Source organism: Roseisolibacter agri (assembly GCF_030159095.1).
In the GTDB taxonomy this organism is placed as follows: domain Bacteria; phylum Gemmatimonadota; class Gemmatimonadetes; order Gemmatimonadales; family Gemmatimonadaceae; genus Roseisolibacter; species Roseisolibacter agri.
On the sequence record NZ_BRXS01000001.1, the window covers coordinates 530323 to 557127 of the forward strand.

Consider the following 26805-nt stretch of genomic DNA (forward strand, 5'->3'; position numbering starts at 1 on the left):
ATGACGTCCATGACGCAACCCTCCGCGCCGCAGGGCGGCGGCCCCGCCGGCGACGTGCTGACGCTCGTCGCGCCGCTGTCCGGCGTGATCGTGCCGCTGGAGCAGGTGCCCGATCCCGCGTTCGCGCAGAAGCTGGCGGGCGACGGCATCTCGATCGACCCGATGAGCGCGCGCCTGCTGGCGCCGTGCGACGGGCGCGTGCTGCAGGTGCACCGCGCCGGCCACGCGCTGACGCTGGAGGCGGCGGGGCTCGAGATCATCATCCACATCGGGCTCGACACGGTCGACCTGAAGGGCGACGGCTTCACGCCACGCGTGAAGGCGGGCGACGTGGTGCGCACGGGCGACGCGCTGATCGACTTCGACGCCGACCTGGTGGCGCGCCGTGCGCGCAGCCTGCTGACGCAGGTCGTCGTCACGAACATGGACCGCGTCGCCGACATCCGCCCGCGCGCCGGCCGCGTGACCGCGGGCCGCGACGCGCTGATGGAGGTCGTCGTGCACGCGCCGGCGGGCTCCCCGTCCGTCGCGGCGGCGTCGCAGGGCGCGACGGTCGAGTCGCGCCCGATCGTGATCACCGCGGACACGGGGCTCCACGCGCGGCCGGCGGCGACGCTCGCGGCGGCGGCGCGGAAGTTCACGGCCGACGTCCGGCTGGTGAAGGACGGCCGCGAGGCGAACGTGCGCAGCGTCGTGTCGATCATGGCGCTGGAGGTGATGGGCGGCGACTCGGTGACGCTGGTGGCGCGCGGCGTGGACGCGGCGGAGGCGGTCGCGGCGCTCACGCGCACGCTCACGACCGACCTCGCGGGCCCGCACGAGGCGGCGCCCGCGGCCGCGACGGCCGCGACGGCCGCGACGGCCACGGCGCCCGTCGCTCCCGCGCGACCGCCCGCCGCCGACGGCGTGCTGCGCGGCGTCTCGGCGTCGCCGGGCGTGGCGGTGGGGCAGGTGTTCCAGCTGAAGCACGACGATCTCGTGCTGGACGAGCGCGCCGCGGACCCGAACCAGGAGCGGCGCGCGCTCGATGCCGCGATCGCCTCCGCGCACCTGCAGCTGGAGGCGCTGCAGACGCGCCTGGCCGCGGAGGCGGACACCGACAAGGCCGCGATCTTCGCCGCGCACCAGGAGCTGCTGGAGGATCCCGAGATCCTCGACCGCGCGGCGGCGGACATCCGCGGCGGCGCGTCGGCGGCGTACGCGTGGCGGCAGGCGTACACGGGACAGGCGGAGCGGCTGCTGGCGCTCCGCAACCAGCTGCTGGCCGCGCGCGCGACCGACATGCGCGACGTCGGGCGCCGCGTGCTGCACCTGCTGGTGGGCCGCGACGACTCGGCGCGCGAGGTGCCCGAGGGCTCGATCGTGGTGGCCGAGGACCTCGCGCCGTCGGACGCGGCGTCGCTGGACCGCTCGCGCGTGCGTGGCTTCTGCACGACGATGGGGAGCGCCACCTCCCACGTCGCGATCCTCGCGCGCGGCCTCGGCATCCCGGCGGTGGCGGGGATCGACCCGCGCGTGCTGGACCTCGCGCCCGGCACGCGCGTGGTGCTCGACGGCGACGCCGGCACGCTCAAGCCCGCACCCAGCGCCGAGGAGGAGGCCGCGATCACGGCCCGCCGCGCGGCGGACGAGGAGCGGCGCGCGACCGAGCTCGCGGCCGCGGGCCAGCCGGCGACGACGCGCGACGCCCACCGCGTGGAGGTGGTCGCCAACATCGGCGACGTGGAGGAGGCGCGGCGCGTGCCGGGCGTCGGCGGCGAGGGCGTGGGGCTGCTGCGCACCGAGTTCGTGTTCATGGAGCGCCGCACCGCGCCCGACGAGGACGAGCAGACCCGCATCTACGAGGCGATCGCGCGCGCGCTGGGCCCCGACCGGATCCTGGTGATCCGCACGCTGGACGTCGGCGGCGACAAGCCGCTGCCGTACATGCCGATCGGCGCCGAGGCCAACCCGTTCCTGGGCGAGCGCGGCATCCGGCTCACGCTCAACCGTCCGGACGTCTTCCGCGCGCAGGTGCGCGCGATCCTGCGTGCGTCCAGCGCCGGCCGCGTCGCGATGATGTTCCCGATGGTCGCGACCATGGCCGAGTGGCGCGCCGGCAAGGAGCTGGTCGAGCGCGAGCGCGCCGCGCTCGGCGTGCCCGCGATCCCGGTCGGCATCATGGTCGAGACGGCAGCGGCGGCGCTGCTGGCCGAGCGGTTCGCGCGCGAGGCCGACTTCTTCTCGGTGGGGACGAACGACCTCACGCAGTACACGCTGGCGATGGACCGCACCAACCCACGGCTCGCGCCGCAGGTGGACGCGCTCCATCCGTCCGTGCTGCACCTGATCGAGCGCACCGTGTCGGGCGCGCACGCGCACGGCCGCTGGGTGGGCGTGTGCGGCGCGCTGGCCGGCGACCTGACCGCGGTGCCGGTGCTCGTCGGCCTCGGCGTGGACGAGCTGAGCGCCGACGTCCCCATCGTGCCGGCGGTGAAGGCGCGCGTGCGCACGCTGTCGCTGGCCGAGTGCCAGGAGACGGCGCGGCTGGCGCTGGGCGCGCAGGACGGCGCCGAGGTGCGCCGCATCGTCGAGGAGCGGCACGCGCAGGTGCAGGCGCCGTCGCACGCGCAGACGAACCCGGGAGGCACGCGATGAATCCGCTCAAGTCCGCGTTCGGCGTCCTGCAGAAGATCGGCAAGGCGCTGATGCTGCCGGTGGCCGTGCTGCCCGCGGCCGGCATCCTGCTCGGCGTCGGCAGCGCGAAGTTCATGCAGGACCTCTCGCCCGCGGTCGCGAACGTGATGGCGCAGGCGGGCGGCGCGGTGTTCGGCAACCTGGCGCTGATCTTCGCGATCGGCGTCGCGCTCGGGCTCACGGCGAACGACGGCGTCGCGGCGCTGGCGGCGGTGGTGGGCTTCGCGGTGATGACCGCGACGATGGGCGTGATGGCGCCGTTCGTCGGCTACACCCCGAAGCCGATCATGGGGATGCCGTCGATCGAGACGGGCGTGCTGGGCGGCATCATCATCGGCGCGATCGCGGCGGCGCTGTTCAACCGCTTCTACCGGGTGAAGCTCCCGCCGTACCTCGGCTTCTTCGCCGGCAAGCGCTCGGTCCCGCTGCTGACGGCGTTCGCGGCCATCGGCACGGGCATCGTGCTGAGCCTCGTGTGGCCGCCCATCGGGCGCGGCATCGACGTGTTCTCGCACTGGGCGGCGACCGGGAACCCGGCGGCGGCGTTCTCGATCTACGGCGTCGTCGAGCGCTCGCTCATCCCGTTCGGGCTGCACCACATCTGGAACGTGCCGTTCCAGAACCAGATCGGCACCTACGTCCACCCGCTCACCGGGCAGATCTACCACGGCGAGATCCCGCGCTACGCGGCCGGCGACCCGACCGCCGGCTACCTCGCGGGCGGCTACCTGTTCAAGATGTGGGGGCTCCCGGCCGCGGCGCTCGCGATGTGGCACACGGCGCGCCCGGAGAACCGCAAGCGCATCGGCGGCATCATGATCTCCGCCGCGCTGACGTCGTTCCTCACCGGCATCACGGAGCCGATCGAGTTCGCGTTCCTGTTCGTGGCGCCGGTGCTGTACGTCGTGCACGCGCTGCTGGCCGCGGTCGCGTACTTCGTCTGCGTGGTCCTCGGGATCCGCCACGGCACGACGTTCTCGAACGGGCTGATCGACTTCATCGTCCTCTTCCCGAACTCGACGCGCGGGCTCTGGTTCCTCTGGCTGGGTCCCCTGTGGGCGCTGCTGTACTACGGGCTGTTCCGCGTGATGATCACGCGCCTCAACCTCAAGACGCCGGGGCGCGAGATCGACGAGGGGATCCCGGGCGACACCGTGACGCCCGAGGCGATGGCCGGCGAGCGCGGACGGATCCCCGGTGCGCGCGACCCGCTGCCGGGCGCGGTGCCGGTGGGCGCGTCGGCGGCGGGCGGGATGGCGCCGCAGCTCGTCGCCGCGTTCGGCGGGGCCGGGAACATCCGCGCGCTGGACGCCTGCATCACGCGGCTGCGCGTGGAGGTCAACGACCCCGCGCGCGCCGACGACGCCGCGCTGCGCGCCCTCGGCGCCGCGGGCGTGATGCGCGTGGGGAGCGGCGTGCAGGCGATCTTCGGCACGCGCTCCGAGAACCTGAAGACGGACATGGAGGAGTACATGCGCAGCCCGGCCGCCGCGGCGGCTGCCGCTGCGCCGGCGGCACCGGCGGCGCCCGCGCCGGCGGCGGCTCCGGCTCGCGCGCCTGCCGCGGCCATTACCCCGGTGACGGCCGAGCATCGCGCGCGCGCCACGGCGCTGGCGACGGGACTCGGCAGCCGCCGCAACATCGTCGCCGTGGAGCCGGTCGCGCTGACGCGGCTGCGCGTGCAGGTGCGCGACGCGGGCGCGGTGAACGACGCCGCGCTCGAGTCGGCGGGCGCGACGGGCGTGTGGCGCGTGTCGGACGACGTCGTGCACGTGATCGTCGGCGAGGACGCGCCGCGCTACGCGGCCGCGCTCGCGGAGACCGACGGCCGGTAGGGCCACCTCACCCATCCCCTCGGGGTACGTCCATGCGATCGCTGACGCTCGCCCTCGCCGCCGCCCTCGCGCTCGTGGCGTGCGGCGGCCCGCCCGCCGCCGACGTGCGCGACAGCGCCGCGGCCACGCCGGCGCCCGGCGCCACCCCCGCCGTCACGAGCGTCGCGCACCCCGAGTGGACGCGCACCGCCTCGATCTACGAGGTGAACGTCCGCCAGTTCACGCCTGAGGGCACGATCGCCGCGCTGCAGCGCCACCTGCCGCGCCTCGACTCGCTCGGCGTCGACATCCTGTGGCTGATGCCCGTGCAGCCGATCGGGAAGAAGAACCGCAAGGGGCCGCTCGGCAGCTACTACTCGATCGCCGACTACCGCGCGATCAACCCGGAGTTCGGGACGACGGCGGACATGCGCGCCCTCGTGGACGCGGCGCACGCGCAGGGGCTCAAGGTGATCCTCGACTGGGTGCCGAACCACACGGCGTTCGACCATCCGTGGATCACGCAGCATCCCGACTGGTACGTGAAGAACCCCGACGGGACGATCTCGAACGCGCGCGACAACGAGGGCCGCCCCACCGACTGGACCGACGTCGCGGAGCTGGACTACACCAAACCCGCGATGCGGCAGGCGATGCTGGCCGACATGCGCTACTGGATCGACAGCATGAAGGTCGACGGCTTCCGCTGCGACGTGGCGGGCGGCGTCCCGGACGACTTCTGGGCGGAGGCGCGCCAGGCGCTGCAGGCCGCGAAGCCGGACGTCTTCCTGCTGGCCGAGGCGGAGTCGCCGAAGGCGCACGCGGCGTTCGACATGACGTACGGCTGGGAGCTGCACCACCTCCTGAACGAGCTGGCGAAGGGGAAGAAGCCGACGTCGGCGCTGGACGCGTACCTCGCGAAGCAGGACAGCGCGTATCCGCGCGAGGCGATGCGCATGTACTTCACCAGCAACCACGACGAGAACAGCTGGCAGGGCACGGAGTTCGAGCGGATGAAGGCGAACCACCTGCCCGCGTTCGTGCTCGCGGCGACGATGCAGAACGGGATGCCGCTGGTGTACACGGGGCAGGAGGTGAGCATGAACAAGCGCCTCCGCTTCTTCGAGAAGGACACGGTGAACTGGAGCGGGCCGTCGCTGGCGGGCTTCTACCGGCGGATGCTGGCGCTCAAGGACAGCCAGCCCGCGCTGGCGAACGGTGGCTGGGGCGGCCGGCAGGTCGCGCTGCAGACGAACGGCGGCGACCGCGTCTACGCCTTCACGCGCACGCAGGGCGAGAACACGGTGCTGGTGGCCGTCAACTTCGGCGACGCGGCGGCGAACGTGACGTACGAGGGGCTGCCGCAGCCGGGCGCGTACACCGACTGGTTCGACCGGAAGCGCGCGGAGCTCGCGGCGAGCGGCAGCCTCACGATTCCGGCGCACGGCTACCGTGTGCTGGTGCGTTGAGCCCACCCTGCGAGGAGCCGTGAATCCTGTAAATCCTGTCAATCCTGCTAATCCTGTCTAAGAGCATTCGACAGGATTTACACGATTGACAGGATTGGTTGCAGCGCGCGGGTCGGGCGATCGCGCGCGTGTCCCACTCGCAACGATTGTCTCGATGCCACGTCTCGCGTCGCGCTCCACACGACTTCTTTTCCTCACGCTGTCGCTCGGTGCCTGCCGCTCCGCGCCGCCGACGCCCGCGCCAGCCGCGGTACGCGCGGCGGAGGGGCGCTACGAGCCGGCGCGCGCGCTCGGGGAGCTGTTCGGCGAGGTGCAGCGCGCGCGCGTCTTCCCCGACGGCAAGACGTTCGTCGACGCGCGGCCGCTCGAGGACCCGGCGGCGATCCGCGCGAGGTGGGCGGCCGAGCGCGCGACCGCGGGCTTCGACCTCGCGGCATTCGTGCGGCGCACGTTCGAGGCGCCGCATCCGGTGGGCGCCGACTTCCGCCCCGACTCGACGCGCACGATGGAGGCGCACATCCGCGCGCTCTGGCCGGTGCTGACGCGGCAGGCCGACGTCGAGGACCCGCGCTCGTCGCTGATCCCGCTGCCGCATCCGTACGTGGTGCCGGGCGGCCGCTTCCGCGAGGTCTACTACTGGGACTCGTACTTCACGATGCTCGGCCTCGTCGAGAGCGGGCGGACGGACCTCGTGCGCTCGATGCTCGACAACTTCGCGCACCTCGTGCGCACCGTGGGCCACATCCCCAACGGCAACCGCACGTACTACCTGGGCCGCAGCCAGCCGCCGTTCTTCGCGGCGATGGTGGGGCTCTACGCGACGGCCACCGACAGCGCGCAGGCGCTGCGCTGGCTCGACGCGCTGGAGGCGGAGCACGCGTTCTGGATGGAGGGCGCCTCGGGCGTGGCGCCGGGCGGCGCGCACCGGCGCGTGGTGCGGCTGCGTGACGGCGCGACGCTCAACCGCTACTGGGACGACATCCCCGAGCCGCGGCCCGAGTCGTACCGCGAGGACGAGGAGCTGGGCCGCGCGTTCCAGGGCGCGGCGCGCGAGGCGTTCTACCGCCACGTGCGGGCGGCGGCCGAGAGCGGGTGGGACTTCTCCAGCCGGTGGATGCGCGACCCGAAGGACCTGCGGACGCTGGAGACCACCGACCTCGCGCCGGTGGACCTCAACAGCCTGCTCTACCACCAGGAGCGCACCATCGCGGCGCTGCGGCGCGTCCGCAACCAGCCCGGCGACGCCGCGGTGGCGGCGCGCTTCGACGCGGCGGCCGCGGCGCGGCGCACCGCGCTGCTCGCGGCCGCGTACGATGCCGCGTCGGGCTTCTTCTACGACGTGCGCTGGCGCACCGGCGAGCGCGTGACCGACCGGCCGACGCTCGCCGCCGCGGCGCCGCTCTACTTCGGCCTCGCGACGCCCGAGCAGGGGCGCGCGGTGGCGGCGCGGCTGGAGCGTGAGTTCTCGCGCTCGGGCGGCTTCGTGACGACGCTCGTCGCGTCGGGGCAGCAGTGGGACGCGCCCAACGGCTGGCCCCCGCTGCAGTGGCTGTCGATGCAGGGCGTGCGCTGCTACGGCCGCGCGGACCTCGCCGACACGGCGCGCGCGCGGTGGCTGGACCTCAACCGCCGCACGTATCGCACGACCGGCAAGATGACCGAGAAGTACGACGTCGTCGATCCGAACCGGCGCGCGGGCGGCGGCGAGTATCCCAACCAGGACGGCTTCGGCTGGACGAACGGCGTCGCGCTCGCGCTGTCGGCGCAGCTCGCGGGCGTCACGGCACCGCCCGCGGACCAGCAGCGCACGCACGTGTCGGCGCCGTGCGCGGTGATGACGCGGTAGGGCGCTGCGGGCTGCTGCTCTCATTGGCTCCGTGCCCTCGGCGACGGACGTCGCACCCGGCCTGCACGAACTACGCGTTTGGACGCGGATGCTCCGGATGACAGAACGGATCATCCGGATCGCTCCATGTGGCGCTCGACGCGTTGCCGCCACGCAGAGCGATCCGCAGCATCCGCGTCATCCGGAGCATCCGCATCCCTCCAAGAGGCAACAGGGGTCCGGCGCACGGAGCCAGGATCCGCAGCGCGCAGCTTCTAGAACACGCACCCCGTCCGCGCCGGCACCGTGATCACGATCTCGCCGCCGTCGCGTCGCGGCGCCGCGCAGCCGCCGATCGCGGCCGCTGGCAGCTCCATCGCGGGCACGCGCAGCTCGGCCGGCCTCGTCGCATCGTTGTTGAGCGCGATCAACGAGCGCCCGCGGCGGTAGACGAAGGTCTGCTCGCCGACGTGCAGGTGCTCGGGCCGCGCGCGACGGAGCTCGGGGCGCGCGGCGCGCAGCCGCAGCAGCGACTGCACGTGGGTCCAGGTCGCCTGCTCGTCGGGCGTGCGGCCGGCGGCCGTGAAGGCGTCGCGCGCGTCGCCCGCGAAGCCACCCGGGAAGTCGCGGCGGTTGTCCGGGTCGTTGCCGCCCGCCATCCCGAGCTCGTCGCCGTAGTAGAGCAGCGGCGTGCCGCGCGCGGTCAGCAGGAAGGTGTACGCCAGCCGGAGCCCCGCGTGCGTCGCGCCCGGCTCGCCCATGAACCGCCCCACGTCGTGGAGGCCGAGCAGCGTGACGAGCGACTGCGGGTCGCGGTAGAGGCGGTCGCGCGAGAGCATCTGCGCGACCTCGCGGATCGAGCTGCCCTTCGCGAACACGTTCCGGATCGGGTAGAAGAGCGGGAAGTCGAACAGCGCATCCACGCCGTCGTCGATCCCGTCGAACTTCACGCGGCCGCCCTCGAAGAAGGCGATCATCGTCGGATCGCCGTCGAGCACCTCGCCGACGACCGACAGCATCGGGTGCTCGCGCTTGATCGCGCCCATCCAGTCGCGCCAGAACGACCGCGGCACGTAGGGCCACGTGTCCTGGCGGATGCCGTCGATCCCGCTCGTGCCCACCCACCAGAGCGTGTTCTGGACGACGTAGCGCGCGACCTCGGGATCGTTCTGGTTCAGGTCCGGCAGGATGTCGATGAACCAGCCGTCGAGCGTCGCCCGCCGCATCTCGGGCGTCGCGTACGGGTCGGCGAGCGTCCACGTCTGCCAGGTGTTGGCGAGATGCCGCTGCGCGGTGCCGTTGTACCACGTCGGCGTCGGCGGGTCCTGCACCCACGGGTGGTAGGCGCTGGTGTGGTTGGCGACCATGTCGAGCACCACCTTGATGCCCTGCGCGTGGGCGGCGTCCACCAGCCGGCGCAGCTCGGCCCGGTCGCCGAAGCGCTCGTCCACCGCGTAGTAGTCGATCGCGTGGTAGCCGTGGTAGGCCGTCGTCGGCTTCCCGTCGTAGACCTCCTTCGTGTCGAGCACGTTCGTGTTGTCGTAGATCGGGTTCATCCAGATGGTGGTGATCCCGAGCGACTTGAGGTACGGGAGGCGCTGCCGCACGCCCGCGAGGTCGCCGCCGTGCCAGCGGCGCGGCTCCGCGCGGTCCAGCAGCCCGCGCGAGACCACCGGCTCGTCGTTCGCGCGGTCGCCGTTGGCGAAGCGGTCGGGCATGAGGAGGTACAGCACGTCGTCCGGGCCGAAGCCGCCGAAGCGCCCGGCCGCGGCGAGCGGCGGCGCGATGGCGAACGGCACGGACGCCTGGCCCGCCGCGGTGCGGAGCGTCAGCGGATAGGACCCCGGCGCGGCGTCGCGCGGCACCGTGACGTCGACGAACAGGTACGTGCCGGCCGCGTTCACGGTCGGCGTGCCGCACGCGAGGCGTCCGCACTCGAGGCGCGCGCCGGCGAGCTGCCGGCCGCGGACGAGCAGCCGCACGGGATTGATCGAGTGGCTCGCCCACCAGTCGGGGGGCTCCACCTTCTCGACCGTCGGAGCCTGGGCCCACGCGGGGGCGGCGACGAGCAGGGCAGCCAGCAGGAGGGCGCGCGTCATGGCGGAGGGGGCGGCGAGTCCTTCACAAGGTGGAGCACGGGCCACAACTTGACCCCGCAGCGCCCCGTCGCCAGCCCCCACCCCGACGCCGAGGGATCGTCCGCATGACGCGGCCCCGACTGAGCTTCTGGCAGCTGTTCAACATGAGCTTCGGCTTCCTCGGCATACAATTCGGCTGGGGATTGCAGCTCGCGAACATGTCCGCGGTCTACGAGCGCCTGGGTGCGCGTCCCGACGAGGTGCCGCTGCTCTGGCTCGCGGCGCCGGTGACGGGGCTGCTGGTGCAGCCGATCGTCGGCGCGCTGAGCGACCGCACGTGGGGCCCGCTGGGGCGGCGGCGCCCGTACTTCCTGACCGGCGCCATCCTCGCGTCGCTGGCGCTCTTCTTCATGCCCACCTCGGGCACGCTGTGGATGGCGGCCGGGCTGCTCTGGGTGCTCGACGCGTCGATCAACATCTCGATGGAGCCGTTCCGCGCGTTCGTCGCCGACAAGCTGGACGTGTCGCAGCGCACCGCGGGCTTCGTGATGCAGTCGCTGTTCATCGGCATCGGCGCCAGCCTCGCGAACGCGCTGCCGTTCGTGCTGGGGCAGATGGGCGTCGTGGGCAACACGGCGAGCGGGATCCCGCTGTCGGTGAAGTACTCGTTCCAGGCGGGCGCGGTGGTGTTCATGGCGGCGGTGCTGTGGACGGTGGTGACGACGTCGGAGTTCCCGCCCGAGGACATGGCGGCGTTCGAGCGCGCGAAGAAGGGGCGCGGCGGGCTGGGCGCGCTCTTCGGCGAGGTGGCGGCGGCGGTGCGCGAGATGCCCGCGACGATGCGCCAGCTGGCGGTCGTGCAGACGTTCACCTGGCTCGGCCTGTTCTGCATGTGGCTGTTCTTCGTGCCGGCGACGGCGCGGCACGTCTTCGGCGCGACGGACCCGCAGTCGGCGCTCTACACGCGCGGCATCGAGTGGGGCGGCTTCGCGTTCGCCTTCTACTCGATCACCTGCTTCGTGGTGGCGCTCGCGCTGCCGAAGCTGGCCGCGGCGACGAGCCGCAAGGCGGTGCACGCGGGCGCGCTGGTGTGCGGCGGCGTGGGGCTGCTCTCGGTCTACGCGATCCACAACCAGTACCTGCTGCTCCTCAGCATGGTGGGCGTGGGCATCGCGTGGGCGTCGATCCTGTCGATGCCGTACGCGATCCTGTCGACGGCGCTGCCGGCGCACCGGATGGGCGTCTACATGGGCGTGTTCAACTTCTTCATCGTCATCCCCGAGATCGTCGCGTCGCTCGGCTTCGGGCCGCTGACGCGGCTGGCGTTCGGCGAGAACAACCCGCAGGCGCCGCTCTACGTGGTGATGCTGGGCGGCGTGAGCCTGCTGGCGGCCGCGGCGCTGGTGTCGCGCGTGCAGGACCTGGGCGACCGCCACGTGCCGGAGCGCGCGGTGATCGACGCGGACGCGCACGAGCGGATGACGGTGCCGCAGTCGGCGCAGCCGGTGCCGAGCTCCGGGCTGGAGGCCTGAGAGGCGGCTGTGTGCTGCGTCCACGACGTTTGCGCACCGGGCCCGAACGGCAACGACAGGACGGGATGACAGGATGACGAGGAAGCTCCGCGGTGCGCGACGTTCCAAGCGCCGGTGCGGAGCCTCCTCGTCATCCTGTCATCCTGTCAACTGCCGTTCAGGGTCCGGCGCGCCCGGGCCCTTTCGCCTTTGGGAGGGATCCGGATGCTCCGGATGAGAACGGATCCTTCGGATCGTCCCTCGCGGGGGCGACGTCCGATGCACTCCGAGGAGCGATCCGTCTCATCCGTTCCGATCCGCAGCATCCGCATCCCTCCAAGGGGCCAACAGGTCCGGCGCGCCGAGGTATCCCGAGCGGCCATACACGCAGCACGCAGCACGCGACACGCAGCCGCCTCCGTGTGACATCGCGCTCCGCGGACCGTCTTGCACGCGGGCGACGCCGCCCCCAGCTTGCGGCCCCGCGCGGCCCGCCGACGTTCCCGTCTCTCGATGCACCCCTTCCCACGGTTCGCTCACGCCGCGCGTGCGCTCGCGCGCTGCGCGGTCCTCGCCGCACTGGCTCTGACGCCGCTCGCGCCGCGCGTCGCCGCCGCCCAGGAGGGCGCGGCCGCGGAGGTGTTCCGCCGCTTCAGCGACCGCGTCATCAAGGTGCAGGTCATCGAGACCGGATCGGCGGCCAAGGCACGCATCGGCTCCGGCTTCTTCGCGACCGCCGACGGCCACGTGGTCACCAACTACCACGTCGTCTCGGACCTGATCCTGGCCCCCGAGCGCTATCGGGCCGAGATCGTGGACGCGCGCGGCACGGTGACGCCGGTGAGGGTGCTGGGCGTCGACGTCGTGCACGACCTCGCGGTCATCGGCGCCGCGGTGCGTCCGGCCGCCTGGTTCCCGATCGCGGAGTCGAAGGCCGTGCAGGGCGACCGGCTGTACGCGCTCGGCCACCCCGAGGACCTCGGGCTCAGCATCGTCGAGGGGACGTACAACGGGTTGCTGCAGCACACGCTCTATCCGCGGCTGCACTTCACCGGCTCGCTGAACTCGGGGATGAGCGGCGGCCCCACCATCGCGGCCGACGGGCGCGTGATCGGCGTCAACGTCTCGACGGCCGGCAACCAGCTCAGCTTCCTCGTCCCGGTGGAGCGCGCGGTGGCGTTGCTGCGCGGCGTGCTCGCGCCCGGCGCCACGCCGCCCGCGCGCACGCTCGCGGACGTGGGGCGCCAGCTCCGCGACTACCAGGAGCTGTACCTGCGCGACATGTTCGCCGGCCCCACGAAGACGGTGGACCTCGGGCCGTACCGGCTGGTGACGCAGCCCGCGCCCTTCTTCCGCTGCTGGGCCGACGCCACGCGCCGCCCGCAGCGCCCCTACGAGCAGGTGCAGCACCGCTGCTCGACCGACGACTACGTCTTCATCTCGGGCGACCAGACGTCGGGCGTCGTCTCGCTCCGCCACGACCTGATCACGACGACGACGCTCAACCCCGTGCGCTTCTACGCGCTCTACGGGACCGTCTTCGGGCGCGACGACACGCCGGGCGGGGAGGAGGAGCACGTCACGAGCTGGAAGTGCGGCACCCGCAACGTGCGGCAGGCCGAGACGCGCATGCGCGCGGTGCTGTGCCTGCGGCGCTACCGCAAGCTCGGCGCGCTCTACGACGGCGTGCTGAAGGTCGCGGTGCTCGGCCGCGGCGACACGGGGCTCGTCTCGACGCTGACGATGACCGGCGTCACCTTCGAGAACGTCGAGCGCGTGTCGCGCCGCTACCTGGAGCGCGTCTCGTGGAAGTGATCCTCGAGGTCGAGCGCGCCGACGGCGCGCGCAGCTGGCACCGCCTCCGGTCGTTGCCGCTCCACGTGGGGCGCGGCTACGCGAACGACGTGATCCTCGACGACCCGTACGTCGACGCGCGGCACGTGCTGCTCACGCGCGACGCCGTCGGCGTGCTCGTGCTGCAGGACCTCGGCAGCGTCAACGGCGTGGTGGCCGACGGCGCGACCGTGCGCGGGCAGCCGCTCGTCGTCGAGCCGGGCAGGGAGGTGCGCGTCGGTCGCACGACGCTGCGCTTCCGCGCCGCCGACGAGGCGGTCGCGCCCGCGCTGGTGGATGCGTCCCCGATCGCGCCGGTGGCGGCGCTGCCGCTCCCACGGACCGACGTGCCGCCGGCGCCCCTGCCCGCGCCGACGCGCGCGCGCGCCGGCGTCGACGCGCTGGGTGCCTGGATCACGACGCCCGTCGGCAGCCTCGCGCTGGTCGTCGTCGCGATGGGCGCGTTCGCCTTCAACGGGTGGCTCGGCAGCTCGGCGCGTGCCAGCGCGAGCGACGCCTTCGGCGGCGCGTTCGCCTTCGCGGCGATGGGCGCGCTGTGGGCCGGCGCGTGGGCGCTCGCCGGGCGCGTGGCCGTGCACCGCCTGCGCTTCGTCGGACACGTCGGCGTCGCCGCCGCCGGCGCGCTCGGCGCGCTCGCGACGAGCATCGCCATCGGATGGCTCACCTTCCTCTTCCCGGATCGCACCGCCGTCGAGCTGCTGTCGTCGGTGCTGGTCACGGCGCTCGTCGTGGCCGTGATCGCGGGGCACCTCGCGCTCGCGTCGACGCTCGCGCCGCGGCGCCGCTGGCGCAACGCGGGCATCGCGGTCGGCGTGATCATCGGGATCGGCGCGCTCGCGTCGCTCGCCGGCGACGACGACGCGTTCTCCGACGTGCCGTCGTATCCGGGCGTGCTGAAGCCGATGCCCGCGGCCTGGGTCCCGACACAGAGCGTCGACGAGTTCGGGAGCGTGATGCGCGAGCTGCGGAAGGACGCCGACGAGCTGGCGGCGCAGCAGGCGCCCGAGCGCGAGAGCGCGCCGCCCGCCGACTCGGCCGGACGCTAGGCGACGCGCGGCGCCGGCGCCTTGCCGCCCGCCGCGCGCCGGGCTACGATGTGGCCACGCGCCGCGAGGGCGGCCGACGGTCCGCGTGCAGGGTTCAACCCACCCTCTCCCGCCTGCAGGTCACCTTCCATTCTTCGCCCAGCGTGCGGACGACGGGCGGCCGGAGAGGGCGCACGCCCTCTCGAAGGAATGGAGGTGCGTGATGAGCGACGAGACTTCCGCGTCCGCGCCGGCGCCCCTGCCCGACGCGCCCGACCTCGAGTGGCTCCGCAAGCAGGCGAAGCGCCGCTTGCACGAGCTGCGTCACACCGATCCCGACGCGACGCTGGCGCGCGCGCAGCTCGCCCTCGCACGCCAGTACGGCTTCCGCAGCTGGCGCGCGCTCAAGGCGCACGTCGACGCGCTGACGGTCGACGGACGCCTCGCCGCCGCCGCGAGGGCGGGCGACGCGGATGCGCTGGTCGCGCTGCTCGACGCGCACCCCGACCGGCTGGACGCGCGCGTCGGCCAGCACGGCATGACGCTGCTGCACGTCGCGGCGCACGGAGGACACCTCGCCGCGGTGGACGTGCTGCTGCGGCGCGGCCTCGACCCGAACGCGCGCGAGCGCGGCGACGACACGTACCCGATGCACTGGGCCGCGGCGGCCGGTCACCTCGACGTCGTGCGGCGCCTGGCCGACGCGGGCGGCGACGTCGTCGGGCACGGCGACGACCACCAGCTGGAGGTCATCGGCTGGGCGACCTGCTGGCACGGCGGCGACGACGACGCACATCGCGCCGTCGCCGACTTCCTCGTCTCGCGCGGCGCGCGCCACCACGTCTTCTCGGCCATCGCGATGGAGCGCGAGGACGAGCTGCGGCGCATCGTCGCGGCCGACCCGTCGCAGCTCGAGCGGCCGATGAGCCGCAACGAGGGCCACCAGCGCCCGCTGCACTTCGCGGTGCGCATGAACCGCCCGCGCATGGTCGCGCTGCTGCTGGAGCTGGGCGCCGACCCGCAGGGCACCGACGGCGACGGCTATCCGCCCGCGGCCTATGCGACGACGCCCCAGTCGGCGCTGCTGCTCGCAGAGTGGGACCCGGTCTCGCGCGCGGTGCGCGAAGACGGCACACGTGCGGCTGGCACGCTCCACCTGCTGGCCAAGCGAGGCGACGTCGCCGGCGTGCGCGCGCTGCTGGCGCGCGGCGCGGATCCGGACGCGCGCTGGAGCCACTGGGGCGCCGAGGTCACGCCGCTGCATCTCGCGGCGCTGCACGGGCACGCGGAGGTCGTGCGCGCGCTGCTGGACGCCGGCGCCGACACCACGATCCACGACAGCATGCACGACAGCGATCCCGCGGGGTGGGCCGAGCATGCGGGACAGCCGGCGATCGCGACGATGCTCCGCGCCGACGCGCACTGACGCTGGTCCCCTGCCGGCCTTTGGGGGGATGCGGATCCTCCGGATGGAGCGGATCTCACGGGTCCTTCCGTGTGGCGGCGACGCTCCGTGCGCCACGGGGAGCGATCCGGAGAATCCGTTTCGATCCGGAGCATCCGCATCTCCCCCCAACGGCCACACGGTCCGAGCGCACCAGTGGCGTGTCCTCACACCGTGCAGATCCGGATCGCCTCCGCGAGCGCGGGCAGCGGGTCGCGCGTCGGGATGAACTCCTGCGCCACGTAACCGCCGAACCCCATGTCCGCCAGCGCGCGCACGATCGCGGGATAGTGCAGCTCCTGCGAGCCGTCGATCTCGTGGCGGCCCGGCACACCCGCGGTGTGGAAGTGGGCGATGTGCTCGCGGTGCTGGCGGACGGTGCGGATCACGTCGCCCTCCATGATCTGCATGTGGTAGATGTCGTAGAGCAGCTTGAAGCGCGGCGAGCCCACGCGGTCCACCAGCGCCACGCCCCACGGCGTGCGGTCGCACTGGTAGTCCGCGTGGTCCACCTTGGAGTTCAGCAGCTCCATGATCACCGTCACCCCGTGCCGCTCCGCCGCCGGCATCAGCGCCCGCAGCCCCTTCGCGCAGGCGTCGAGCCCCGCGGCGTCGCTCAGGCCCTCGCGGTTCCCGGAGAAGCAGATCACCTGCGGCACGCCCGCCGCCGCCGCGAGGCGAATGCCCTCCTCGTAGCCGGGCAGCAGCCACTCGTGGTGCGCCTCGCGGTTGAAGCCCTTCGTCAGCCGCGTGCGCGCCTCCCCGGCGGGTGCGTAGCCGACGGCGCACGTCAACCCGTGCGCCTTCACGGTCGCGTACTCGGACGGCTCCAGCAGCTCCACGCTCTGGATGCCGATGCGCTTCGCGGCGCGCGCCAGCTCGTCGACGCTCAGCTTCGCGAACGGCCAGCGCGTGACCGAGTGGCGGAACGGCGCGCGCGCGGCCGCGTCGCGCGCCGCCTCGGCGGCGTCGGCGATTGCGGCATCCGCCACCGCGGCATCCGCCACCGCGGCATCCGCCACCATGGCGTCGAGCCCCAGAGCCGCCGCGCCCGCGCCCACCGCGCCCAGCTTCACGAACTCCCTGCGATGCATGCGTCCTCCTCTCAGGCCACGCTCACCTCTTCCGGCACGCCGTGCGCGCGCCGCGCCACGCCCGTGCGCACGAACAGCACCGTCACCGCCGCGCACAGCAGCAGCGCGCCCGCCAGCCGCACGACGTTCTCCGGGTTGCCGCCGAGCCAGGCGCGGTAGTAGAGCGGCAGCGTGAAGATCTGGATCATCATCGGGATGACGATGAACATGTTGAAGATCCCCATGTACACGCCCACCCGATCGGGTGGGATGCAGCCGGCCAGCATCACGTACGGGTTGCCCATGATGCTCGCCCACGCGAGCCCCACGCCGATCATCGGGACGAAGAGCAGCGCGCGGTCGGTGATCGACGGGATCGCCAGCATCGCCAGCCCGGCCAGCGACAGGCAGACGGCGTGCATCACCTTCGGGCCCAGCCGTCGCGTGAAGGGCACCATCGCGAACGCGGCTAGGAAGGCGACGAGGTTGTAGAAGCCGCCGATCTGCCCGTTCACGAGCCCCGCCTCGCGGAAGCCGTGCGACGACGCGTCCGACGTGCCGAAGAGCGTCACCGAGAGCGAGAGGACGATGTACTGCCAGTAGCAGAACATCGCGTACCACTGGAACAGCTTCATCACCGCGAGCTGCTTCATGGTCGCCGGCATCTCGCGCATCGCCTCGGCCACCTCGCGCAGCGCCGCGCCCAGGCCGCGCGGCAGCGCCGCGATGCGCGCGCGCTCCTCCGGCGCCAGCGGCAGCTCGGGCGTCGTGCGCACCGTCCACCAGATCGACGTGATCGAGAACAGCGCGCCGATGAGGAACGCGCCGACCGTGATGTACGGGATGCCGCGCCCGTTCACGAGGTCGCGGTTCATCCCCAGCAGCACGAGCAGCGACGGCGTCAGGTACGAGAGCGTCTGCCCGAGCCCCGTGAACGCGCTCTGGGTGAGGAAGCCGATCGAGTGCTGGCTCGGGTCAAGCCGGTCGCTGACGAAGGCACGGTACGGCTCCATCGTCACGTTGTTGCCGGCGTCGAGGATCCAGAGCAGGCTCGCCGCCATCCAGAGCGTGGGGCTGAACGGCATGAACAGCAGGGCGATGCTGCAGAGCACGGCGCCCACCAGGAAGTACGGCGTGCGGCGGCCGCGCGGGCTCAGCGTGCGGTCGCTCATCGCGCCGATGATGGGCTGCACGAGCAGCCCGGTCATCGGCCCCGCGAGCCAGAGCAGCGGCAGGCTGGCCTCGTCGGCGCCGAGGTAGCGGTAGATCGGGCTCATGTTGCTCTGCTGCAGCCCGAAGCTGTACTGGATGCCGAAGAACCCCACGTTCATGTTCACGATCTGCCCGAACGTGAGGTGGGGCCGCGCCGGGCCCGACATCATGGACGACCCTGAGGCGTGTGGCACGCGCGTGTCGGTGAGGGGGGCAGGTCCCGCTCGCGAAGATAGCCCTGGCCGCGGCCGCAGCCAGGGCGCACCTTCCCGCCCCATGAGCGAGCCGGTGAGCGATCTGGCCACGCCGTTCGACCGCGCCGTCGCGCTGCTGCGCGCGCTGTGCGGGCCGGACGGGATCCACGCGTCGCTGGCCGCGACGGCCAACTACCGCGCGGTGTTCGCCCGCGACGCGGTGATCGCCGGCATCGCGGGGCTGCTGCTGGACGACGCGACCGTCGCCGGCGGCCTGGTGCGCACCCTGGAGCGGCTGCGCGACCTGCAGGGCGCCGAGGGACAGATCGCGTCCAACTTCGAGCCGCGCGACGGGGGGCCGCCGCACGTCAGCTTCGGGACGCTCGCACCGCGCCTCGACGCGGCGACGTGGTACCTGGTGGGCGTCGCGCTCGCCGCGCGCGCGGGCGCGCTCGATCCGGCCGCGTTCGCCGACTCGGTGCGGGCCACGGTGCGGCTGCTCGACGCCCTGGAGTACAACGGCCGCGACCTGCTGTACGTGCCCGCGGGCGGCAACTGGGCCGACGAGTACCCGTACGAGGGCTACATCCTCTACGACCAGGTGCTCCGCGCCTGGGCCCTCCGGCTGCTCGGCGCGCTCCACGGCCAGCCGGCGTGGACGGAGAAGGCGGCGCGCATCGGCCGCGCGATCGACGCGCGCTTCTGGCCCGGCGCCGAGGCGCGGCGCGGCCATCCGGTGGCGGCGTTCTCTCCGGTGCGCACCTGCGAGATGTTCGACCTGGCGGCGTGCGGGCTGCTGGGCGCCTCGGGCGTCGCGGACGACACGGGCAGCGCCGCGCTGGAGTGGGCGGCCGAACGGTTCGTGCGGCGCGGCGTGCTGCCGCCGGCGTTCCATCCGGTGATCGACGAGTCGCACCCCGACTGGCCGGCGCTCGTGCGCTACCACCTCTACGAGTTCCGCAACCGCCCGCACGAGTACCACAACGGCGGCGTGTGGCCGGTGTGGCTCGGCTGGCTGGCGCTGGCGTTCGGGCGCGCGGGCCGCGACGACGACCTCGCGCGGCTGCGCGACGCGGTGGACGCGCGACTCGCCGCGCTGCCCGCGTTCGACTTCGAGGAGTACCTGCACGGCCTCACCGGCGCGCCCGGCGGCACGCCGCGCATGGCCTACACGGCGACGGGGCTGGTGCTGCTCCGCTGCGCGGGCACGCCCGCGCAGCGCCTGCTGGACGCATGAACGTCGGCGCTCCGCTGCTCGCGCTGCTGCAGGCCGACTTCGGCCTCGCGCGCCGCACGCGTCCCGTGATCGGCATCGCGGGCGAGTCGGGGAGCGGCAAGACGACCGCGGCCACCGAGCTGGCGGCGGCCCTCACCGCCGCGGGCATGCCGGCCGCCGTGCTGCACCAGGACGACTACTTCGTGCGCCCGCCGCGCACGAACCACCTGCATCGCGAGCGCGATCTGTCCGCGGTGGGACCGCGCGAGGTGGACCTCGCCCGCCTGCGCGAGCACGTCGCCGCCTTCCGCGCGGGCCGGGACGGCGTGCGCGTGCCGCAGGTCGACTACCCGAACGACCGCTTCCTGGAGCGCGTCGTGGACTTCGCGCCGCTCGCCGCGCTGGTGGTGGAGGGCACGTACGTGCTCGCGCTGGACGGGCTGGACGTGCGCGTCTTCTGCGCCGCGACGCACGACGAGACGCGCGAGCGCCGCCGCCTGCGCAACCGCGACATCGACGCGCCGTTCGTGGAGCGCGTGCTGGAGATCGAGCACGCGCTCATCGCGCCGCAGGCCGCGCTGGCGGATGTCGTCATCGACCCCGAGTTCCGCGTCGCGCGCGCTGCGACGGGCGGGCAGCGGCTGTAGGCGCCGGACCCGAACGACAAGAGCAGCAAGGATGAAAGTCCGAGAAGGTCTGATGACGACGGATGGCTCCGGTGGAGTGCGAGGATCGGCGCACTCCACCGGAGCCATCCGTCGTCATCAGACTTTATCCGATCTTCATCCTTGCAAATGCCGTTCGCAGTACCACCGCCGATTCGGCGATGGCCTCGGACGTCCGTCGTCAGCGCCCCGCCGCGCCCTTGCGCGCCTTCCACAGCGCCAGCACCTCCGCCTCGCGCTCCGGCGTGATCCCCGCCTTCAGCGTCGCCTGCCGCTCCGGGGTCTGCGCGTGGTAGTAGTCGAGCGTGTCCTTCGCCGTCACCGCCAGCGGCCGGAAGGTCAGCCCCAGCGCGATCTCGCGCGACAGGTCGAAGCGCGCGAAGCCCGCGCGGTTGCCGCGCGCGGGCTGCCACACGGGCATCTCGGCGTAGCCGCGCACCTTGTTGGCGTCGAGGAAGTCCGTGTCCACCCACGTGAAGGTCGCCTCGGACGTCGTCACCGCCTTGATGCCGTGCAGCAGCTCCGCCATCGAGCGCGGGTTGCGCGGGCCGACGCCGCTGTAGACGCCCGTCGCGTCGCCCTCGGCCAGCCGGATCAGCCACTCCGAGAGGTCGCGCGCGTCGATCACCTGCACCGGGTCGGTGCCGTCGCCCGGCGCCAGCACCTCGCCGCCGCGCTCGATGCGCACGGGCCAGTACGTGAAGCGGTCCGTGAGGTCGCCCGGCCCGACGATGAGCCCCGGTCGCACGATCAGCGCGCGCCCCGGGAAGTACTTCTGCGCCTCCTTCTCCGCGAGCGCCTTCGACAGCCCGTAGGGCAGCGGCTTCCCGGCCTCGACGGGCGTGTTCTCGCGCGTGAACACCGGCGCGTCCACCGTCATCGGCACGCGGCTCGTGTCCGAGTACACCGACCGTGTCGAGACGAAGAAGTAGCGCTTCACCCGCGGCGCCAGCAGCTTCGCCGACCGCTCGACCCACGTCGGGTCGGTGGCCGAATTGTCGATGACGACGTCCCAGTCGCGCCCCTCGAGCGACCTCAGGTCGCTCGCGCGGTCGCCCTGCAGCTTCTCGACGGTCGGGAAGAGCTGCGGATTCGTGCGCCCGCGGTTGAACAGCGTCACCGTGTGCCCGCGGTCGAGCGCGTACTGCACCTGGTAGGGCCCGATGAACCCCGTCCCGCCGAGGATCAGGATGCGGCGCGGCGCGCGCCGCGTGGGGACGTGGATCGTCGGGCCGTGCGGGCTGGCGAGCGCGCGCGCGGCGGCCGCCGGCGCGACGCCGAGCGCGGTGCCGGCGGTGGCGGCGAGCCTGACGAACGTGCGGCGGGGAAGGGACATGCGGGGCTCCACGGATCGAGGGACGGGACCGGGCAGTCATGCGGGTTGGACCCGCGGGCGTCAAGGTCGCGCGCTCTTCCCCGTCACGCCTCGCGCCCGTAGTCTGCCACCCACGACGCGCGCCCCCACCGATCGGGGGGCGCGCCGGCCCTGCTTCCGTCGGACCTCACCCGCGACGTGTCGGACCCCCACAGCATGGCGGCCACCGCCGGCCGCGCCCCGCGCACGGCGGCCGCGCGCCCGCACCGCCCATCCGCGCTCGAGGAGCTCGCGGCGCTGGCCCGGCGGGTGCTGTCCGCGGAGCCGACGGCGCCCGTGCTGGACGACGTGGTCCACACCGTGGCCCGCGTCCTCGGCGCCGAGCGCGCCGAGGTGCTGGCGCCGCGCGAGGGGACGCTGGTGCGGCTGGCGGGCACGGGGTGGGACGAGCCGCCCGACGCGCCGCCCGCCACGCTGACGCTCCTCGACTCGGCGGGCCGCGCCTGGTGGATCGACGCCCTGCGGCTGGTCGACGACCTGCGCGACGCGCCGGCGCCGCTGCGGGACGGCCGCGCCGACGACGCGGCGAGCGCCGCGCTCGCGCCGGTGCCCGGCCTCGGCGTCGACCCGGCGGGGCTGCTGGTCGCCTACGGCGCGCGGCCCGCGCAGTTCGGCCCCGACGACGCGCACGCGCTACAGGCGGTGGCCGCGGTGCTCGCGTCGGTGCTGCGCCGCCAGCACGTCGAGGCGGACCGCGACCGCGTGCGCGAGGAGGCGCGGATCGCCCATCGCGACGCCGAGCGCGCGGTCGCGCGCACCGCGCAGCTGCAGGCCGTCACGGCGGCGCTCGTGCCGCCGCTCGCGCCGCCCGAGGTCGCGCGCGTCATCGTCGAGCAGGGCATCACCGCGCTCGGCGCGCAGGCCGGCGTGCTCGCGGTCCGCGCGCCCGACGGCGAGTCGCTGGAGATCGGCCACGCGATCGGCTACGCGCGCGCCCTGCTCGCGCCGTGGGACCGCATCCCGCTCTCGGACCGCACGCCGCTGGGCGTGGCGACGCTCGCGGGCGTGCCGGTCGTCGTGTCCTCCGTCGCCGAGCGCGACGCGCGCTTCCCGATGCTCGCGGCGGCGGCGTCCGCGTTCCCCGCGTCGATCACCGTCCCGCTGCCGCTGGGCGACGGCACGCTCGGCGCGCTGGGCCTGTCGTTCGCGGACGAGCGGCCGATCGCGGCCCGGGACACCGCGTTCCTGCTCGCGCTGGGCCGGCTGTGCGCGCACGCGCTGCACCGCGCGAGCGCCTTCGAGAACGAGCAGGTCGCGCGCGCGTCCGCGGAGGCGGCGGCCGAGCGCACCGCGCAGCTGCAGTCGGTGACGGCGGCGCTGTCGCAGGCGCTGACCACCGAGGCCATCACGCGCATCGTCATCGAGTCGGGCGCGGCCGCGCTGCACGCGGACGCGGGCAACATGGCGCTGCTCGATCCCTCGGGCACGGCGCTGGTGGCGAACTTCGCGGTCAACGTGCCCGAGCACGTGCTCGCGCGCTGGCGCGACGTGCCGCTGGACGCGCCCGACCCGATGGCGGAGAGCGTGCGCACGCGGCGCATCGTCACCTATGCGACGGCAGCCGAGCGCGTGGTGCGATGGGGCGGCACCCCGCCCACGTTCCAGAGCGCGGCCTTCGTGCCGATCCACGCGGGCGAGCGCGCGCTCGGCGGCTGGTCGCTGGCGTTCCGCGCGCCGCGCGCGTTCACCGACGACGAGCAGCGCTTCCTGCTCGCGCTGGGGCACCAGGCAGCGCTGGCGCTGGAGCGGGCGCGCCTCCACGAGGCCGAGCGCGCGGCGCACCGCGAACGCGAGCGCGCGCTGGCGGAGTCCGAGCGCGCGCGCGGCGAGGCCGAGCGCGCCAACCGCGCCAAGAGCGACTTCCTGGCCGTGATGTCGCACGAGCTGCGGACGCCGCTCAACGCGATCGGCGGCTACGCCGAGCTGCTGTCGATGGAGATCCGAGGGCCGGTCACGGAGGCGCAGCGCGAGGATCTCTCGCGCATCCAGCGCAGCCAGCGGCACCTGCTCGGCCTGATCAACGAGCTGCTGACGTTCGCGCGGCTGGAGAGCGGCGCGCTGCGCTACGACATCGTGGACGTGCTCGCGTCGGACGTCGTCGGCGCGGTGGAGGGGCTGATCGCGCCGCAGGCGCGCGCCCGGGCGCTGACGCTCGACGTGCGCGCCGCGCCCGCGGCGCTCACCGTGCGCGCGGACCCGGAGCGGCTGCGCCAGGTGCTGCTCAACCTCCTCTCGAACGCCGTGAAGTTCACGGAGCCGGGCGGCGGCGTCGCGCTCTCCTGCGAGGCGCGCGGCGGCGAGGCGGCGTTCGCGGTGCGCGACACCGGCATCGGCATCCCGGCGGACCAGCTGGAGCGGATCTTCGAGCCGTTCGTGCAGGTGCGCGGCGGCCTCACGCGGCCGCACGACGGCACGGGGCTCGGCCTGTCGATCAGCCGCGAGATGGCGCGCGCGATGGGCGGCGACCTGTGCGCGGAGAGCCGCGTGGGCGTGGGCTCCACGTTCACCATCACGCTGCCGCTGGCCGACGCGCCGCGCTGACCGGTTGCGCGGACCGGGCCGCTCGCTTGCTTTCAGCGCGCGTCATCCCGGATCGCACTCTACCGCCCGCCCCCGCCGCTCGATGCTCCAACCGTGGTCCCGCCGCCCCGCGACGCGCGACACGCGGCCCGGCGCGATCGTGCAGGTGATCGCGGCATGGGTGGCCGCCGCCGCCATCACGGTCGTCGCCGCGCCGTTCATCCCGCGTGCGACCTTCGTGTTCTTCTGGGCCGCGGTGCTGTTCGCCGCCTGGCGGCTCGGCCTCGTCGCCGCCATCGCGGCAGCGGTCGCCGCGGTCGCCCTCGTGGACCTGGTCGTGCTGCCGCCTGGCGAGCGCGGTGGCGCCCTCGCGCTCGGCGACCTGCTCACGCTCGGCGTCTTCGTGACGGTGTCGGTGCTGGTGAGCGCGCTCGCGGCGTCGCGCGCGCGCGCGCAGGCGCTCTCGGAGGACCAGACGCTGCGCCTGCAGGAGCAGGCCGTGGAGCTGGAGCTGCAGGCCGAGAGCGCGCAGTCGGTGGCCGAGGAGCTGGAGCTCACGACCGAGCAGCTGCAGCTCACCGCCACCGAGGCCGAGGAGGCGCGCGCCGTGGCCGAGGCGGCGCTGGAGGCGGAGCGCGCGGCCGCCGACCGCGCCAGCCGCCTGCTCACGGTGACGACGGGCCTCAGCCGCTCGCGCACGCCGGAGGAGGTGGCCGACGTGATCTTCACCGAGGGGCTGGCCGCCCTCGGCGCCGACGCGGGCACGCTGGCGCTGCTGCACGAGACGCCCGATGGACGGGAGTTCGAGACCGTGCGCGCGCACGGCTACCCGGAGGCGCTCGTGGCGCACTACCGCCGCTTCCCGCTGCGCGCGGGACGTCCGCTCTCCGACGCGCTGCTGACGCGCACGCCGCGCTGGCTGTCGTCGCGCGAGGCGTGGCGGCGCTTCTATCCGGAGGTCGTCGCGGAGACCGGTGACCTGGAGTTCGAGGCGTTCGTCGCGATCCCGGTGACGAGCGGCGACGAGACGCTGGGCGGCTTCAGCGCCAGCTTCCGCGAGCCGCGCGAGTTCGACGCCGCGACGCGCACCTTCCTGGCCACGCTCGGCGAGCAGTGCGGGCTGGCGCTGGCACGGGCGCGCGCCTTCGTCGCCGAGCACCAGGCGCGCGAGTTCACCGCGGAGATCGTGGGCTCGGTGCGCGACGGCTTCGTGGCGCTCGACGCGGCGGGGCGCTTCACCTTCGTCAACGCGCGCGCCAAGGAGATGCTGCGTCGGCCGGCCGCCGAGCTGCTGGGCCTGCGCCTGGAGGAGGCGTTCCCGGCCAGCGTCGCCAGCGCGTTCGTGCTGGCCGCGCACCGCGTGCTGACGTCGCGCGCGCCGGAGGTCGTCGAGGCGTTCTCGCCGACGCTGCACCGCTGGATGGAGGGGCGCCTGTACCCGTCGGCGCGCGGCGGGCTCACGATCTTCTTCGAGGACGTGACGGCGCGCCGCCACGCGCGCGAGGCGAGCGACTTCCTCGTCGAGGCGACGCGCGTGCTGAGCGCGTCGCTGGACCACGAGACGACGCTGCGCACCGTCGCGCGGGCGGCCGTGCCGCGTCTGGGCGACTGGTGCGCGGTCGACGTCCTGGACGACCCGATGCATCCCGTGTGGCCGCCGCGCCTGCAGCGCCTGGCCGTCGTGCACGACGACCCCGCGAAGATCGCGCTCGGCGCCGAGCTGCAGGCGCGCTACCCCACCGACTGGTCGGCGGACGTGGGGATGGCCGCCGTGCTGCGCTCGCGCACGCCGCTGTTCGTGCCGGTGGTGACCGACGCGATGATCGACGCCGGCGCACGCGACGCCGAGCACGCGCGGCTGGTCCGCGCGCTCGGCCTCACGTCGCTGATCGCGGTGCCGCTGGTGGCGCGCGGCGTGACGCTGGGCGCGCTGACGCTGGCGATGAGCGAGTCGGGGCGGCGCTACGACGAGGCGGACCTCGCGCTGGCGCAGGACCTCGCGCAGCGCGCGGCCGTCGCGCTGGACAACGCGCGGCTGTTCGGCGAGGCGGAGCGCGCGCGCGAGGAGGCCGTGGCCGCCAACCGCGCCAAGAGCCAGTTCCTCTCGACGATGAGCCACGAGCTGCGCACGCCGCTCAACGCCATCGCGGGCTACACCGAGCTGCTGGAGATGGGCGTGCGCGGCCCGGTGACCGACGACCAGCGCGAGGACCTGACGCGCATCCGCCGCGGCGCCAAGGTGCTGATGTCGCTGGTGAACGACGTGCTGAACTTCGCGCGCGTCGAGGCGGGGCAGGTGGACGTGCACCTCGAGGACGTGCGGCTCGACCTCGTGCTGGCGGACCTGGAGGTGATGGTCGCGCCGCAGCTCCAGGCGCGCCGGCTGACCTACGCGCTCGAGCTGGCCGACGAGGCGCTGGCCGTGCGCGCCGACGCGGACCGACTGAAGCAGATCCTCAGCAACCTGCTGACGAACGCGGTGAAGTTCACCGACGAGGGCGGCCGCATCGTGGTCAGCTGCGACGTGCCGGACGCCGGGCGCGCGATGGTGCGCGTGTGCGTGCGCGACTCGGGCCGCGGCATCCCCGACGACAAGCTGGCCGCCATCTTCGAGCCGTTCGTGCAGGTGGACCGCCACCTCACGCGCGACAGCCAGCAGGGCGTGGGGCTGGGGCTGGCGATCAGCCGCGACCTCGCGCGCGCGATGCGCGGCGAGCTGACGGTGGAGAGCCGCGTGGGCGAGGGCTCGATCTTCGCGCTCGTGCTGCCGCGCGCCGGGGCCGCCGCGGGCTGACGACCGCGCGTCGCGTGCCGGATTCGTCACGATCGCGCGCGTAACGGCAAACGCGCGTCG

16 protein-coding genes are annotated in these 26805 nt (G+C 73.9%); 12 read left to right on the forward strand and 4 right to left on the reverse strand.

Annotation, left to right across the window (positions count from 1 at the left end; translation table 11 throughout):
* The first annotated feature begins 9 nt into the window (after positions 1–9).
* The 4 genes from ptsP (at position 10) to treF (ending at position 7805) form a co-directional block, all read left to right on the forward strand.
* A complete protein-coding gene (ptsP, locus tag rosag_RS02180; protein WP_284348373.1) occupies positions 10–2637 on the forward strand; it encodes a phosphoenolpyruvate--protein phosphotransferase in 2628 nt (875 codons plus the stop codon).
* On the forward strand, positions 2634–4511 hold the full coding sequence (locus tag rosag_RS02185) for a PTS sugar transporter subunit IIBC (RefSeq protein WP_284348374.1): 1878 nt from the start codon (positions 2634–2636) through the stop codon (positions 4509–4511). The genes ptsP and rosag_RS02185 overlap by 4 nt, the downstream gene beginning before the upstream one ends.
* Before the next feature lie 32 nt (positions 4512–4543).
* On the forward strand, positions 4544–5959 hold the full coding sequence (locus rosag_RS02190; protein ID WP_284348375.1) for an alpha-amylase family glycosyl hydrolase: 1416 nt from the start codon (positions 4544–4546) through the stop codon (positions 5957–5959).
* A 154-nt stretch (positions 5960–6113) separates the two neighbouring features.
* Positions 6114–7805, forward strand: a complete 1692-nt coding sequence (gene treF / locus rosag_RS02195) for an alpha,alpha-trehalase TreF (RefSeq protein ID WP_284348376.1) — start codon at positions 6114–6116, stop codon at positions 7803–7805.
* 254 nt (positions 7806–8059) lie between these two features.
* Here treF and rosag_RS02200 read toward each other — a convergent pair whose 3' ends face one another.
* Positions 8060–9883, reverse strand: coding sequence for an alpha-amylase family glycosyl hydrolase (locus tag rosag_RS02200; RefSeq protein WP_284348377.1), 1824 nt, complete (start codon positions 9881–9883; stop codon positions 8060–8062).
* A gap of 104 nt (positions 9884–9987) precedes the next feature.
* On the opposite strand from rosag_RS02200, the gene rosag_RS02205 reads away from it, so the two are divergent.
* The 4 genes from rosag_RS02205 (at position 9988) to rosag_RS02220 (ending at position 15678) form a co-directional block, all read left to right on the forward strand.
* Positions 9988–11394 carry an MFS transporter gene (locus tag rosag_RS02205; RefSeq protein WP_284348378.1) on the forward strand — a complete coding sequence of 469 codons (1407 nt, stop codon included), beginning with the start codon at positions 9988–9990 and terminating at the stop codon, positions 11392–11394.
* Positions 11395–11886: 492 nt separating this feature from the next.
* On the forward strand, positions 11887–13188 hold the full coding sequence (locus rosag_RS02210; protein WP_284348379.1) for a S1 family peptidase: 1302 nt from the start codon (positions 11887–11889) through the stop codon (positions 13186–13188).
* Positions 13179–14273, forward strand: coding sequence for an FHA domain-containing protein (locus rosag_RS02215; protein WP_284348380.1), 1095 nt, complete (start codon positions 13179–13181; stop codon positions 14271–14273). Before rosag_RS02210 ends, rosag_RS02215 begins: the two co-directional genes overlap by 10 nt.
* A gap of 202 nt (positions 14274–14475) precedes the next feature.
* A complete protein-coding gene (locus tag rosag_RS02220) occupies positions 14476–15678 on the forward strand; it encodes an ankyrin repeat domain-containing protein (RefSeq protein WP_284348381.1) in 1203 nt (400 codons plus the stop codon).
* A gap of 185 nt (positions 15679–15863) precedes the next feature.
* Here rosag_RS02220 and rosag_RS02225 read toward each other — a convergent pair whose 3' ends face one another.
* A complete protein-coding gene (locus rosag_RS02225; protein WP_284348382.1) occupies positions 15864–16790 on the reverse strand; it encodes a hydroxypyruvate isomerase family protein in 927 nt (308 codons plus the stop codon).
* Between the two features lie 11 nt (positions 16791–16801).
* On the reverse strand, positions 16802–18151 hold the full coding sequence (locus rosag_RS02230) for an MFS transporter (protein WP_284348383.1): 1350 nt from the start codon (positions 18149–18151) through the stop codon (positions 16802–16804).
* A gap of 106 nt (positions 18152–18257) precedes the next feature.
* On the opposite strand from rosag_RS02230, the gene rosag_RS02235 reads away from it, so the two are divergent.
* On the forward strand, positions 18258–19412 hold the full coding sequence (locus rosag_RS02235) for a glucosidase family protein (protein ID WP_284348384.1): 1155 nt from the start codon (positions 18258–18260) through the stop codon (positions 19410–19412).
* Positions 19409–20038: a hypothetical protein gene (locus tag rosag_RS02240; RefSeq protein ID WP_284348385.1), complete on the forward strand. Its 630-nt coding sequence runs from the start codon at positions 19409–19411 to the stop codon at positions 20036–20038. Before rosag_RS02235 ends, rosag_RS02240 begins: the two co-directional genes overlap by 4 nt.
* A 199-nt stretch (positions 20039–20237) precedes the next feature.
* On the opposite strand, the gene rosag_RS02245 is transcribed toward rosag_RS02240, so the two are convergent.
* A complete protein-coding gene (locus tag rosag_RS02245; RefSeq protein WP_284348386.1) occupies positions 20238–21392 on the reverse strand; it encodes an NAD-dependent epimerase/dehydratase family protein in 1155 nt (384 codons plus the stop codon).
* A gap of 177 nt (positions 21393–21569) precedes the next feature.
* Between rosag_RS02245 and rosag_RS02250 the strand changes: the two genes are divergently transcribed.
* Together rosag_RS02250 and rosag_RS02255 are read left to right on the forward strand one after the other, a co-directional pair.
* On the forward strand, positions 21570–23972 hold the full coding sequence (locus rosag_RS02250; RefSeq protein WP_284348387.1) for a GAF domain-containing sensor histidine kinase: 2403 nt from the start codon (positions 21570–21572) through the stop codon (positions 23970–23972).
* Positions 23973–24054: 82 nt separating this feature from the next.
* Complete coding sequence (locus tag rosag_RS02255) at positions 24055–26745, forward strand: sensor histidine kinase (protein WP_284348388.1); 2691 nt, start codon at positions 24055–24057, stop codon at positions 26743–26745.
* Positions 26746–26805 lie beyond the last annotated feature (60 nt).